We start from the raw sequence: 13,094 nt of genomic DNA, 5'->3' as shown, positions 1-13,094 counted from the left end.
CCGCGCCCTCACTTTCCGCGCAGCCGGGCGCCAGCGGCGTCCACCAGCACCAGGGGCAGCTTGGCCATGCGGCCGATGCGCTGGGGCTCCTTGAGCAGCCGGTAGAGCCACTCCATGCCCATCTTCTGCCACTTCTCCGGGGCCCGCTCCACCGCGCCGGCGAACACGTCCAGCGCGCCGCCCAGGCCCACCATGAGCCGGGCGCCGGTGGACGGGCCGTACTCGGCCATCCACAGCTCCTGCTTGGGGGCCCCCAGACAGACGAACACCACGTCGGCGTGGGCGTCCTGAATGGCCCGGATCACCGGCCTGGGGTCCTGGAAATAGCCGTCATGGGTGCCGCACACCATCAGTCCGGGGTACTGCTTCTGCAGATTGGCGGCGGCGGTCTCGGCGATGCCGGGCTTGGCCCCCAGCAGGAACAGCCGCTCCCCGGACCGGGCCATCCGCCCCAGCAGCCCGGCGGCGAAGTCGATGCCGGGCACTCTGCCCTTCAGGGGCCGGCCCAGGATGGACGCCGCCTTTACCACACCGATGCCGTCGGCCAGCACCAGGTCCGCCCCGTTGAGCACGGCGCGGAATTTCTCATTCTTCTTGGCCTGCTGCAGGAACTCCGGGTTGGGTGTCACCGCGTAGGAGAACTTCTCCCCGGCGGCCAGTCCGGCGCCCCGCTCGATGGCCTCGTCCAGCGTCAGGTTGTCAAACCCGACGCCCAGTACATCAATTCTCAATGCAATGCCTCCACACGAGATAGATTCCGTTAGATAATATCACATACAGCTGAAAAAGTCCATGAAAAAGCCGTGAACAACCCGCCGCTTTCCAAAAATTAAGGATTGACAATTTCTCCGGCGCCTCGCCGGAGTGAACGACCCCGCAGCCGGAAGGCCTTTCCCCCATAGGCCCCCCTCCGCCGCTGAGGAAAACGCCCCCTGCCGCCTCCGCGCACAAAAAATCTCCCCATCCATAGGATGGGGAGATTTTCTATCTGTGACTCCGCGCTAGCAGGAAAAATCCGTCTGATCCAGCACCTGGCCCCGCTCCGCCACAATGAACTGGTGGTCCCACTGCCCGGAGACCAGCTTTTCCAGCAGCAGATTACTGCCGCCCACATAGGTGAGGGGGCATCTCACCAGAGCCGCCTGACGCCTGGCCTTCTCCACATAGTCCGCCGAGCGGCAGGGATAGGCCCCGGTGTCGATGATATCCACGCTCTCGTAGTTGGCAAACCACATGTTGAAGATCTCCGTGCCGTCTGTCTCGCCGTAGTCCTCTCTCAGGCGTTGGTACATGTTCTCGATGGACAGCCGGCTGTCCAGGGTGTCGGTCAGGTAGAAGTGCCCGCACTCCTTTAGGTCCGGGTGCCAGGTCTGATCCCTGTGGAGCAGCAGCGTGATGCAGTCGTCCACCTTGGGGATCACCGTCCGCCGGGGAAAGGCCCGGCCCGACACCGAGCCGCCGCACAGGCCCATGGCCAGCAGCACCGTGTCCACCTGTTCGGGCATCCCCGCTATGGCCTCAAATACCGCCTCGTTCATCTTCTCCGGCCGGGCATGGAGGCTGCTGTCCAGCAGGCGCATCTCATACCGGGTGCCCATCTTTGCCTGCGCCGCCTCCACATGCAGCCGCAGGGAGTCGCACGCCAAAATGATCTTCTCCATTCATCCGCCTCCCGCTACCGCTCCTGTCCGCAGAGGACGGCAGTCTGCCCTTCCGCGCCTGCTTCTGACCGGTCACACCGTCAGCAGGCCGGTGACCACGCAGAGATTGTACACCATGGCGGCGGCCTCCTCCCGGGTGGTGAGGGCGGTGGGGTCGATGTCACGCAGATCGTCCCAGAGGATGGAGAGCCGCTGGCCCATGATATTCCTCTGGCTGCCGTCCAGCAGCCACACCGACTCCACGGACCAGTCCGCCCAGGCCCAGTAGTCCCCCAGGGCGGCGGAGTGCTCGGTCTGAGCCGCCCCATAGAAGTTCATGGAGAGGTACTCCGCCAGCCGGCCCATGATGGTCAGGAACTGCTGGTGGTCCATGGGGTCGTCGGGGTGGAAGAGGCCGTCGCCGTACCCGCTGACGAGCCCCATGGCGGTGAGCGCGTTGAGAGAGGGGGCATACCAGGCGTCGGCAGGGACGTCGGCAAAGCCGGTGTCCCCCGCTCTGCCGTCGTGGAGGGCCTGGGCCAGCAGGGCGCAGAACTCCGCCCGGGTCAGGGTGCCCTGGGGCCGGAAGGTCCCGTCGCCCGGGCCGGAGACGATCTCATAGGTGGCCAGGGTGTTGATGGCGGCGGCGTAGGGAGAGCCCTCCAGATCGGTAAAGGCTCTGGGCGCATAGTCCGTCAGGCCGTACTGCTCCGCCAGTTCGCCGGCAGTGATCCTCTTCCAGCCGTCGGCGCCTCCGGTGCCCAGCCAGAGAGGCGTCTGGGTGGGGAGGGCCTCCAGCAGCGCGACAAAGGCCGGCCTGCCCGTCTCGGAGACCGCCGCGTCCAGGTCCACATACCACCGCCACTTCATATCCACCCGCAGCAGGCCGGAGGTATCCCCGGTGGGGGCGGGGGCAGAGAGGAGATAGGCCACGTCGGCGGTATAGGCGTCGTCCACCAGCAGGTCGGGGATGACCCCCACCCGGTCGGTGGTGGTGCCGTTGGGGGAGAAGTAGCGGTAGGCCGTCACCTTCAGCGCATCTCCCTCGGTGAAGCTGCCGGGGTATACGGTCTCGTCCAGCAGGATCTGGGCCACGCCCTTGCCGTAGGTCCGGCTGCCGATGACGATCCCCCGGTTCTCGTCCCGCACGACAGAGGCGAAGATCTCAGAGGCGCTGGCGGTGCCGCCGTCCACCAGCACGATCACCGGGTCCATGGTCAGTTTGTCCTCTTCCCGGGACTCCACGGCGTAGCTGCCCGCCTTGTCCCGCAGGTAGACCAGGTTCCCCTGGCCCACAAACTCGCCCGCCGCCTGGGTGGCCGCGCTGACGCTGCCGCCGCCGTTGCTCCGCAGGTCCACGATCCAGAGGTCCGCGGCAGTGTCGTTGGCCCGGATGCCCTCGGCAAAGTGGCCCTCCGTCTCTTCGCCGAAGGTGGTACAGCGGATGTAACCGATGTGGCCGTCCGTCAGCGTGGTGGTGGTGGCGGGGATCACCAGCTCCTCACGGGTGAGGACATAGTCCCTGCTCTCCCCGCCCCGGAGCACGGTGAGGGTCACCTGGGTGCCCGGCTCGCCCCGCAGCCGCTCCGCCGCAGCCTCGGCGCTCTGGCCGATGACCGTGACGCCGTCCAGCGCGGTGATGATGTCCCCCGGCCGGAGGCCCGCTCGCTGGGCAGGCATGCCCTCCGTCACCGCCTCCACTACCAGGCCCCGGTCCGTCATGGTGCTGGTCACGCCCACGCCGCCGGTCCGGGTGTCGGACATGGAGGCCAGAAACTCGGCGTACTCCCGGCCGTCAAAATACTGGGTATAGGGGTCCCCCAGGGCGGAGAGCATGCGCTCCACCGTGGGCTGGGAGAGTACTTCCTGGGAGACGCTGTCGATGTAATATTTCTGGAGCAGTTCGCCGGCCTGGGCGGTATCCAGAGCAAGCGCCGGAGCGGCCAGCAGCATCAGGGACAGCAGGGCGGACAGGGCGCGGCGCAGCAGTTTCTTTTTCGCTTTCATGGGCAGAACTCCCTTACTGATATCGGATCGGGCCGTGGGCCTCAGCGGCGCAAAGCCCGTATTGCTTTACATAATGTAATCATTTTACTACAAAGCGCGGGCAGGCTCAAGGCCTGCCCGCGCTTTTTCTTCTTTTTTGCCCTTATACCGGCCAGAGCCCCTCGGCCCTCACATTGTGGAGGTCCAGCAGGTCGTCGGCGGGCAGGAATGACACCCCGTTCCGGGCCGCAAGGGCCCCGGTGAGCGCCGTCCCGTCGCCGCCGTCCCCTGTGGCGGCTCGGTCGCTGCCCAGCGTGAGGACATACTCTGCCCCTTCACCCTGGACGCTCACCTGCTCGGGCCGGTCGGCGTTCCAGATGACCTGGCAGCCCAGGGCCTCGGCAAAGGCCCGGACGGGGACCATCAATGTCTCCCCCTCCACATAGGGCTGCTCCGCCGCCGTCAGCTCCACTTCCGTACCGTTGACGGCCAGCCGCCCCGGCTCCAGCTCCGCCCATGCGGCGTAGGGGGACGGGATGACCATCACCTTGCTGGGCCAGGCCTGGCCCGGGAAGGACTCGGCCACCATGTCGTACCAGGCCAGCAGTCCGCAGCCCGGGGTAATGTCAGCCAGGGTGACCGCATCGCCGTCAAAACCGGGGCCGGCCAACAGCTCCGCATCCGTCAAGGCGTAGTCGATATCATCGCTCATGAGTGCGGAAGTGCGCCCCTCCCACACGTTCACCTGCTCCACGATGGAGTAGGCGGGCACGCTGTAGTCTGCGGGGATGGCGGCCAGGATCACCGCCGCCGTGGCAATGGGCGGCAGGCTGTCCGTCATGTCGGGACCGGCATAGGCATAGACATATTCCCCTCCCCGCAGGTCCGCCATCGCCATGGGGCTGCCGTCCACCGCGTTCAAAATCAGGGTGTCCTCGTCCACGTTGAGGACAATTTCAGGGTACTGGGCCCACTCGTTGTGGTTGGTCACCAAAATCCGGTCCCCGTCCACGGAGACGGTGCCCTGGACCCGCACCAGGTCGGGCTGGTGCTGCTGGGCGATGGTATAGGCCGGCCCCTCCTCTTCGGGGCGTACGGTGGTCTGGGCGGGGGCGCTGACCGCCTCCTCCGCGGGAGGCACGGAAGGCGCCACACCGGAGGACGCATTGCTGTCCTCAGCGGCGGCGGAGGTACAGCCGGACAGGCAGAGTGCGGCGGCCAGGGTCAGGGATACAACTGCGAAGCGGATCTTGTTTCCTCTCATCGTAAAGCTCCTTCCCGGTTGGTTTCGCACTTTAGACGAACTGCCGGTGGAAAAGTTCCCTCTCCACCGGCAGTTTTACACATTTTACAGTCCCCGGAACAGCTTCACGCCCACAGTGGCCAGCAGACGCCACAGCACCAGGTCCAGCAGGGCGCACACCGCCGCCACGATCAGCAGACCCGCCGTCTCCCCCAGCCGGGAGAGGACAAAGACATACCCGAAGCCGAAGATGGCCAGCAGCACCCAGGAGCCGAACATGGTGACCAGCACCGAGGCGGACTGCTTGACCACCACCGTGTCGTTGGGGGCGTCCAGTTTGGGCAGAAACAGGTTGGCCAGCAGGCCGCCCTGTGCCATCACGCCGCTGAACAGCGCGCCCAGCACCAGAAGCACCACAGTGGAACCGGGGTCCACACCCACAGCCACGGCGGCGCAGATCACCCCCACCAGCAGGCAGGGCAGGGTGACCAGCATCTGCACCCCGGCCTTGACCAGGAAGATCTCCCCGCAGGACACGGGCGCCTCCTTTAAAATCCACAGCTGTCTGCCCTCCAGGCTGATGGAGGGGGCGGTGAACAGGACCGTGGACAGAAAAAAGCCCATCATCAGCGCCAGCACAGGCACCACGGGTACCAATCCCTGGACGAGGGCCAGGAATTCCTCCACCTGCCCCCGGAACACCAGGCAGGCCACGCCGCCCGCGGCCAGGAGGATCAGGCCGAAGCCAGAGTTGATGAAGTAAGCCGGAGAGCCGAAGAACCGCTTGAGTTCCTTCTTGAGCAGGGCGGCGCGGTGGCCGGAGGCGGAGAGCCGCTCCAGCTTGTAGTCGCTGCGGGCCTTGCGGGCGCCCATACTGGTGACGATCTTCTTATACCGACCGGCAAAGAGCCACACCACCAGGAAGAAGGTCACAAGGCACAGCCCGGCGAGGGCCAGCAGGGAGAGCAGATTCCCCTCGCAGGCCGCCTGCTCCAGCAGCAGGAAGGGCAGTCCCCAGCCGGTGAAGGCGTCCTGGAGCCCGGCGGCATACCGGCTCAGGTCGCCCATGGCAAAGCTCAGCCGCATGATCACGGCCATGAGCAGCAGGAAGAACACCAGGTACAGCAGAGTGGACAGCACGCCCCGGCGGAGGAACTTGGAGGACACCCAGGCCAGCACGTAGCCCACCAGCAGGGAGAACAGGGTGGGCAGGGCGGAGAGGAGCACCGCGCCGAGCATCAACACCACAAAGAAGCCCGCGCCGCCTGCTCCGCCGAAGACCAGGTAGGCCACGCCGGCGGGGCCCAGAACAAAGACGGTGAACACCAGGTTCTCCACGTACAGGGCCAGGGTGCGGGAGAGCATGAGGGAGAAGGGGGACACGGGCATGGACAGCATCAGGTCGTTGTCCTTGCCGCCGAACACCACGCCCTGGGCGGCAAAGATGGTGAACATCAGGCCAAAGGACACGGCGATCACCGGCATGATGAGGATGATCAGGTTGATCATGCCCAGAGGGGCCAGCTGGCTGCCGAAGGTAAAGCTGTACACGCCGGAGATATAGAGCCCCAGGACGGCCAGCAGCACCAGGGCCCCGAAGCCGGAGAGCCGCTCGGCCTTGTTTCCCTTCCGCCTGGAGCCGAAGCGCATGGCGTTCAGGGTGGCCCGCAGGTTGACGGACACCAGAGCCAGGAATTTAGTCACGGTCCTTCTCCCCTTCCAGCTCCAGGAACACGTCCTCCAGGGTGGAATTGCCCACAATGTCCTCGGTGGCGCCCACCTCCACCAGCTTGCCCTGCTTGATGATGGCGATGCGGTCGCACAGCTTCTCCGCCACCTCCAGCACGTGGGTGGAGAAGAACACCGCGCCGCCGTTGTCGCACACCTCCCGCAGGTAGCCCTTGAGCAGATGGGAGGCCACCGGGTCCAGGCCCACAAAGGGCTCGTCCAGAATGAGCAGCCTGGGCTGGCGGATGAGGGCGGAGATGATGGCCAGCTTCTGCTTCATGCCGTGGGAGTAGCTGCCGATGGGGCTGCCCAGGCTGCCGGTGAGCTCAAAGGCGTCGCTGTACTTCTGGACCCGCTCCTGCCGCTCCCTGCGGGGGATGTCGTACAGGTCGGCGATAAAGTTCAGGTACTGCACGCCGGTGAGGAAGTCGTACAGATCCGGATTGTCGGGCAGAAAGGCGGTGATCTTCTTGGCCGCCGTGGAATCCCGCCGCACGTCGTGGCCGCCGATGGTGATGGTGCCCTCCGTGAAGTCCATCACACCCGCCACCGCACGGAGGGTGGTGGTCTTTCCCGCGCCGTTGTGGCCGATGAAACCAAAGATTTCACCCGGTGCAACGTTCAGATTCAGGTCGTCCACTGCCCGTTTTCCCCCGGGATAGGTCTTGGAAAAATGTTCGATCTTCAGCACGTCCGCTTCCTCCTTAATATGTTACACGATACGCACCGCCGTGCCGTACACCGTCACCTCGGCAGCTCCCTGCATGATGGAGGAGCTGGTGTACCGGATGTTGAGCACCGCGTCGGCCCCCATGGACTGGGCCTCGTCCACCATGCGCTTGGTGGCGATCTGCCGGGCCTGGATGAGCAGGTCGGTATAGGCCTCCACCTCGCCGCCCACCAGGTTCTTCATGCCGGACATGAAGTCCTTGCCGAAGCTCTTGGCCTGAACCACGCTGCCCTTTACCAGTCCCAGGGCCTCTACCTTCTTGTCGGGGATGTAGTCAATATTGAGAAGCAGCATCCTCTTCTCCTCCTTTGATCTGTTTGAATCTCTGGACCAGCGCCACCAGGACGCCGATGATGAATACCGCCGGGATGGCAATGAACGCGATGACCAGCGGCAGGGGCGGCGCCTCCTCCGGGTCCAGCGTAAAGGCCCACACCAGAAATGCGATGATGCCCGCCATAAGGGCGACAAAGATCAGCGCCGCCCCCAGCGGACCCAGATAGCGGGTGACGGTGTCCTTCTTTTTGATGTTCACAAACCGGGTCCCCTCCTGTTCCATCTGCTCCATCTCCGCCAGATAGCGGTCGGCGTCCAGTTCGGAGAGCTGGGCGCCCTCCTCCAGCACCTTGGTGCACAGGGCCTGCATGGTGCCCAGGTTGCTCCGCTCCCGCTCCAGCACGATCATATGGCGGCGGACGGCATCCTCCAGGGTGAGCACGCCCCCCTGTATCCGGCGGATCTCCTCCAGGGGCATATCCAGCTTGCGCAGGAGCTTGATCTTCTTCAGCTCCGCCACGTCGTCCTCGGTGTAGTCCCGGTAGCCGTTGTCGCTGTTCCGCCCCGGCGTGAGCAGGCCCTCCTTTTCATAGTAGCGGATGTTGCGCTTGGTGATGCCCACCCGCTCCTCCACTTCATTGATCTTCATCGCCGTTCACCTCTCCACAGCCAGACCATACACCTTCCACCGGGTGGAAAGTCAAGAGGGTCAGGAAAATTTTTCGCATTTGGAATAATTCAGTATAGCATGACCCGCCTCACTCCGCCAGCAAAAGAATCCAGATGGAATTTTTTTCTTTTTATCCCGTCTTATAATACGTCTTCTCTCCCCTCTGCTTTACATATATTACGGGGCACCCAATTCCCTTGTCAAGATGTCCTGTACTTTGCCTTTTTCAATTGTGGTTTTGGTCACTTCTACAAAATTTTTTTAACTTTTTATTAATATCTATGAAAAGAACTTGTAACATTTAAAAATTGTGCTAAGATATCGCAAATGGGTAGAGAAGGTTTTATCTTTCTATAAAAACTGCTATCAGGTGAAATGTGTATGAATATGATCCATTTGATACAGCATCTGAATCTCTTTATCGCCGTGCTCTTTACGGTACTCTATTTCTACCAGCTCATCTATCTGGGCGTGGGTCTGGTGCGCCGGAAGCATCCGCCCCGCCTGCCGGAAAACTGCAAGCTCCACCGCTACGCCGCTGTGATCTCCGCCCGCAACGAAGAGGGCGTCATAGCAGAGCTCATACAATGCTTGAAACAGCAGAATTACCCATCTGAGCTGCTGGATGTCTATGTGGTGGCCGACAACTGCACCGACGACACGGCCCGCGCGGCCCGCGCCGCGGGCGCCATCGTCTACGAGCGACACGACCAGCGCCTCAAGGGCAAGGGCTACGCCCTGGACTGGCTCTTCCACCATCTGGCGGCGGAAAACCGTGACGTGTACGACGCATACCTCATCTTTGACGCCGATAACCTGGTGGATAAGGAGTTCGTGCGGGAGATGAACCGGGTCTTTGACACCGGCAAGTATGACGCCCTCACCTGCTACCGCAATTCCAAGAACTTCGGCGCCAACTGGATCTCCGCCGGCTATTCCATCTGGTTCCTGCGGGAGGCCCGCTTCCTCAGCTATCCCCGGATGCTGCTGGGCAGCAACTGCCACGTGTCCGGCACCGGCTTCCTGGTGTCCTCCCGGGTCATCCGGGAGAACGGCGGCTGGCCCTACCACCTGCTCACCGAGGACATCGAGTTCTCGGTCAGCTCTGCGGTCAAGGGCTTCCGCATCGGCTACTGCGACGCCGCCGTGGTCTACGACGAGCAGCCCACCACCTTCCGCCAGTCCTGGGATCAGCGGCTGCGGTGGTCCAAGGGCTTCTACCAGGTGGACCTGAAGTACACCCTCCCCCTGCTGAAGGGCTGCGCCCGGCTGGATCGGAGAAGCTGGTCCTGCTACGACATGCTGATGACCGTGGCCCCCGGCATGCTGCTCACCCTGGCCGCGTTCCTCTTCAACGCCATTGTCTGCGCCGCCTGTCTGGTGGAGCCCCCCTACATCGCCCGCTATGTGGTGTCCCTGTGCCTGGAGTTCATCGGCTCCTCCCTGTTCACCTTCTACATGGGCCTGCTGGCCTACGGCATCATTACCGTGCTCAGCGAGTGGAAGAAGATCAATGCCCCGGCTGTAAAGAAGATCTTCTATGTCTTCCTGTTCCCCATCTTCATGTTTACCTACATCCCCATCTCCCTGGCCGCCCTGGTGCGCCGGGTGGAGTGGAAGCCCATCTATCACTCCAGCGCAAAGCAGCTCAGCACTGCCCGCTGACAGCCTCCGGGCCGGCACATGCCGGCCCGGATTTTTTTATCGTCCGCCTTCCCACGCGTTCAAAACGCCCCTATGGGCGGCCCGCTGTTTTTTGATTTTTCCGCTTGACAATTCCCCACTATCCGAGTATGATTACGCCGTAAGAACACTCCCCCCCAGGGGGGGTGTTGCTCAGAGAAACGGAGGTGGCGGATATGATGGCCGACCCCAAGACCGTGACCCGCCTGCTGAAGACCGCCCGGGGGCAGCTGGACGGTATCCTGAAGATGGTGGAAGAGAACCGCTACTGCATCGACATCTCCCAGCAGATCATGGCCACCGAGGCCATTCTCAACCGGGCCAACAAGGAGATCCTGGCCGCCCATCTGAAGCACTGCGTCCAGGAGGCCGCCAGCGACGAGGAGCGGGCCGCCAAGATCGACGAGTTCACCCAGACCCTGGGCCGTATCCTCAAGTGACAGCTCTGTATTCTATCTCTTTTTGTACCGGAAAGTGTGGTGTTTTCCTTGAAACAGAAATTTGACGTCACCGGCATGACCTGTTCCGCCTGTTCGGCCCATGTGGATAAAGCGGTGCGCAAGCTGGACGGCGTCACGGAGGTCAACGTGAACCTGCTGTCCAACTCCATGACCGTGGAGTACGACCCGGGCAAGACCTCTCCCCAAGCCATTGAGGAAGCGGTGGCCGCCGCCGGATACGGCGCCTCCTGCCCCCTGCCCGCCGGGAAGCAGGCCCCCGCCGCCCAGCAGGGCCCCTCTCCCATGGAGGCGGAGCTCAAGCACATGAAGCGCCGTCTCATCGTGTCCTTTGTCTTCCTCATCCCCCTGTTCTACATCGCCATGGGCCACATGATGGGCTGGCCCCTGCCGGGGGTGTTCCACGGCACAGAGAACGCCATGGTCTTTGCCCTGGTCCAGTTTCTGCTGCTGCTGCCCATCCTGTATGTCAACGACAAGTACTACAAGGTGGGCTTCAAGACCCTGTTCAAGGGCGCGCCCAACATGGACTCCCTCATCGCCATGGGCTCCGCCGCCGCCCTGATCTACGGCGTGGCCGCCCTGTTCGCCATCGGCTGGGGCCTGGGCCACGGGGACACGGCCCTGGCGGACAAGTGGTCCATGGACCTGTACTTTGAGTCGGCGGGCATGATCCTCACCCTCATCACCCTGGGCAAGTACCTGGAGACCCGCTCCAAGGGCAAGACCAGCGAGGCCATCACCCGCCTGATGGACCTGGCCCCCAAGACCGCCTCCGTCCTGCGGGACGGGGTGGAGACCGAGGTGCCGGTGGAGGAAGTGGTGGTGGGCGACCTGATCGTGGTGCGGCCCGGCGGGCGCATCCCGGTGGACGGCGTCATCACCGACGGCTTCTCCGCTGTGGACGAGTCCGCCCTCACCGGTGAGAGCCTGCCTGTGGACAAGAGCCCCGGGGACAAGGTGGCCGCCGCGTCCATCAACAAGTCCGGCTCCTTCACCTTCAAGGCCCTCCGAGTGGGCGAGGACACCACCCTGGCCCAGATGATCCGCCTGGTGGACGAGGCATCCTCCTCCAAGGCCCCCATCGCCAAGCTGGCCGACAAGGTGGCGGGCGTCTTTGTGCCTGCTGTCATCACCATTGCCCTGGTGACCGCCGTCATCTGGCTCATCGCCACCGGCGGCAGCATCACCTCCGCCCTCACCGCCGGTGTGGCCGTGCTGGTCATCTCCTGTCCCTGCGCCCTGGGCCTGGCCACTCCGGTGGCCATCATGGTGGGCACCGGCAAGGGCGCGGAGAACGGCATCCTCATCAAGTCCGCCGAGGCCCTGGAGACCCTCCACACCATCGACACGGTGGTGCTGGACAAGACGGGCACCCTCACCAGCGGCAAGCCGGTGGTCACCGACTGCCTCACCGCTGACGACGTCACCGAGGAAGAGCTGCTGTGCGTGGCCGCCTCCCTGGAGCAGCCCTCGGAGCACCCTCTGGCTCAGGCCATCGTGGCCGAGGCCGGGGACCGGAACATCCCCCTGGTGGCTGTGGAGGGCTTCCAGGCCGTCCACGGCCGGGGCGTCACCGCCCTGCTCCACGGCGCCCCCGTGCTGGCGGGCAACCGGGCCATGATGGAGGAGGCGGGCGTGGACCTGTCCGGCTTTGAGGCCTCCGCCGGAGCCCTGGCCGAGCAGGGCAAGACCCCCCTCTACTTCGCGGAAAACGGCAAGCTCCTGGGCGTGGTGGCCGTGGCCGACACCGCCAAACCCACCAGCGCCGCCGCTGTTGCGGGCTTCAAGGCCCTGGGCATCCGGGTGGTCATGCTCACCGGCGACAACCGCCGCACCGCTCAGGCGGTGGGGCAGGCCCTGGGCGTGGACGAGATCGTGGCCGAGGTGCTGCCCCAGGACAAGGAGAAGACCGTGTCCGCCCTCCAGGCCCAGGGCCGGAAGGTGGCCATGGTGGGCGACGGCATCAACGACGCCCCCGCCCTGGCCCGGGCGGATGTGGGCCTGGCCATCGGCGCGGGCACCGACGTGGCCATCGAGTCGGCGGACATCGTGCTGATGAAGAGCGACCTGATGGACGCGGTGGACGCGGTGCGGCTGTCCAAGGCCACCATCCGCAACATCAAAGAGAACCTGTTCTGGGCCTTCTTCTACAACATCATCTGCATCCCCCTGGCCGCCGGGGCCTTCTATCCCCTGTTCCACCTCCAGCTCAGCCCCATGTTCGCCGCGGCAGCCATGAGCCTCAGCTCGGTGTGCGTGGTGACCAACGCCCTGCGGCTCAAGTTCTTCAGGCCCACCCCCCGGGACACCGCTGTCCCTCAGCATACGCAGCCCAAAGAAACCATTGAGAAAGGAACGATCACCATGGAAAAGAAGCTCGGAATTGAAGGCATGATGTGCGCCCACTGCAAGGCCCACGTGGAGAAGGCCCTCTCCGCCCTGGACGGAGTCACCTCCGCCGTGGCCGACGTGGAGAACAAGTGCGCCGTGGTCACCCTGTCCCACGACGTGGCCGACGAGGCGCTGAAGAAGGCCGTGGAAGAGGCCGGCTACCAGGTCACCTCCGTGTCCTGAACGCTGCCCGCAAAAAATCCCCCGGGTGGGACAGGTGGTCATAAGAAAGTGATTTGAAAGAATTACGATTATGGCATCTGTCAGGCAGGATTGGGCAACGGAG

Annotated in this window: 11 protein-coding genes; 3 read left to right on the top strand and 8 right to left on the bottom strand. The window is 64.0% G+C overall.

The window, feature by feature from the left end:
* Positions 1 to 8: 8 nt before the first annotated feature.
* The 8 genes from WMO64_RS14950 to WMO64_RS14915 all read right to left on the bottom strand — a co-directional run bounded on the left by WMO64_RS14950 (position 9) and on the right by WMO64_RS14915 (position 8,252).
* Positions 9 to 731, bottom strand: a complete 723-nt coding sequence (locus WMO64_RS14950; RefSeq protein ID WP_294520564.1) for a WecB/TagA/CpsF family glycosyltransferase — start codon at positions 729 to 731, stop codon at positions 9 to 11.
* A gap of 270 nt (positions 732 to 1,001) precedes the next feature.
* Positions 1,002 to 1,661: a DUF1638 domain-containing protein gene (locus tag WMO64_RS14945; protein WP_349232478.1), complete on the bottom strand. Its 660-nt coding sequence runs from the start codon at positions 1,659 to 1,661 to the stop codon at positions 1,002 to 1,004.
* Positions 1,662 to 1,733: 72 nt separating this feature from the next.
* A complete protein-coding gene (locus WMO64_RS14940; protein ID WP_349232477.1) occupies positions 1,734 to 3,647 on the bottom strand; it encodes a S41 family peptidase in 1,914 nt (637 codons plus the stop codon).
* A gap of 142 nt (positions 3,648 to 3,789) precedes the next feature.
* Complete coding sequence (locus tag WMO64_RS14935; RefSeq protein WP_349232476.1) at positions 3,790 to 4,890, bottom strand: stalk domain-containing protein; 1,101 nt, start codon at positions 4,888 to 4,890, stop codon at positions 3,790 to 3,792.
* Positions 4,891 to 4,974: 84 nt separating this feature from the next.
* A complete protein-coding gene (locus WMO64_RS14930) occupies positions 4,975 to 6,573 on the bottom strand; it encodes a putative ABC transporter permease subunit (protein ID WP_349232475.1) in 1,599 nt (532 codons plus the stop codon).
* Entirely contained in the window at positions 6,566 to 7,288 is a 723-nt protein-coding gene (locus WMO64_RS14925) for an ABC transporter ATP-binding protein (protein ID WP_349232474.1), read from the bottom strand. Before WMO64_RS14925 ends, WMO64_RS14930 begins: the two co-directional genes overlap by 8 nt.
* A gap of 21 nt (positions 7,289 to 7,309) precedes the next feature.
* Complete coding sequence (locus WMO64_RS14920; RefSeq protein ID WP_294520548.1) at positions 7,310 to 7,621, bottom strand: YbjQ family protein; 312 nt, start codon at positions 7,619 to 7,621, stop codon at positions 7,310 to 7,312.
* Positions 7,602 to 8,252 carry a MerR family transcriptional regulator gene (locus WMO64_RS14915; protein ID WP_294520545.1) on the bottom strand — a complete coding sequence of 217 codons (651 nt, stop codon included), beginning with the start codon at positions 8,250 to 8,252 and terminating at the stop codon, positions 7,602 to 7,604. Before WMO64_RS14915 ends, WMO64_RS14920 begins: the two co-directional genes overlap by 20 nt.
* Before the next feature lie 402 nt (positions 8,253 to 8,654).
* Here WMO64_RS14915 and WMO64_RS14910 point away from each other — a divergent pair, with 402 nt between their 5' ends.
* The 3 genes from WMO64_RS14910 (at position 8,655) to WMO64_RS14900 (ending at position 12,991) form a co-directional block, all read left to right on the top strand.
* Positions 8,655 to 9,938, top strand: coding sequence for a glycosyltransferase family 2 protein (locus WMO64_RS14910; protein WP_294520542.1), 1,284 nt, complete (start codon positions 8,655 to 8,657; stop codon positions 9,936 to 9,938).
* 194 nt (positions 9,939 to 10,132) lie between these two features.
* Positions 10,133 to 10,396 (top strand): metal-sensing transcriptional repressor, encoded by a 264-nt coding sequence (locus WMO64_RS14905; RefSeq protein ID WP_294520625.1) that lies wholly within the window; start codon positions 10,133 to 10,135, stop codon positions 10,394 to 10,396.
* A gap of 48 nt (positions 10,397 to 10,444) precedes the next feature.
* On the top strand, positions 10,445 to 12,991 hold the full coding sequence (locus tag WMO64_RS14900; RefSeq protein ID WP_349232473.1) for a heavy metal translocating P-type ATPase: 2,547 nt from the start codon (positions 10,445 to 10,447) through the stop codon (positions 12,989 to 12,991).
* Positions 12,992 to 13,094 lie beyond the last annotated feature (103 nt).

Origin of the sequence: Pseudoflavonifractor intestinihominis (genome assembly GCF_040096055.1) — a bacterium.
GTDB classification, from domain to species: Bacteria; Bacillota; Clostridia; order Oscillospirales; family Oscillospiraceae; genus Pseudoflavonifractor; species Pseudoflavonifractor intestinihominis.
This window is presented reverse-complemented; position numbering and strand designations above follow the sequence as displayed.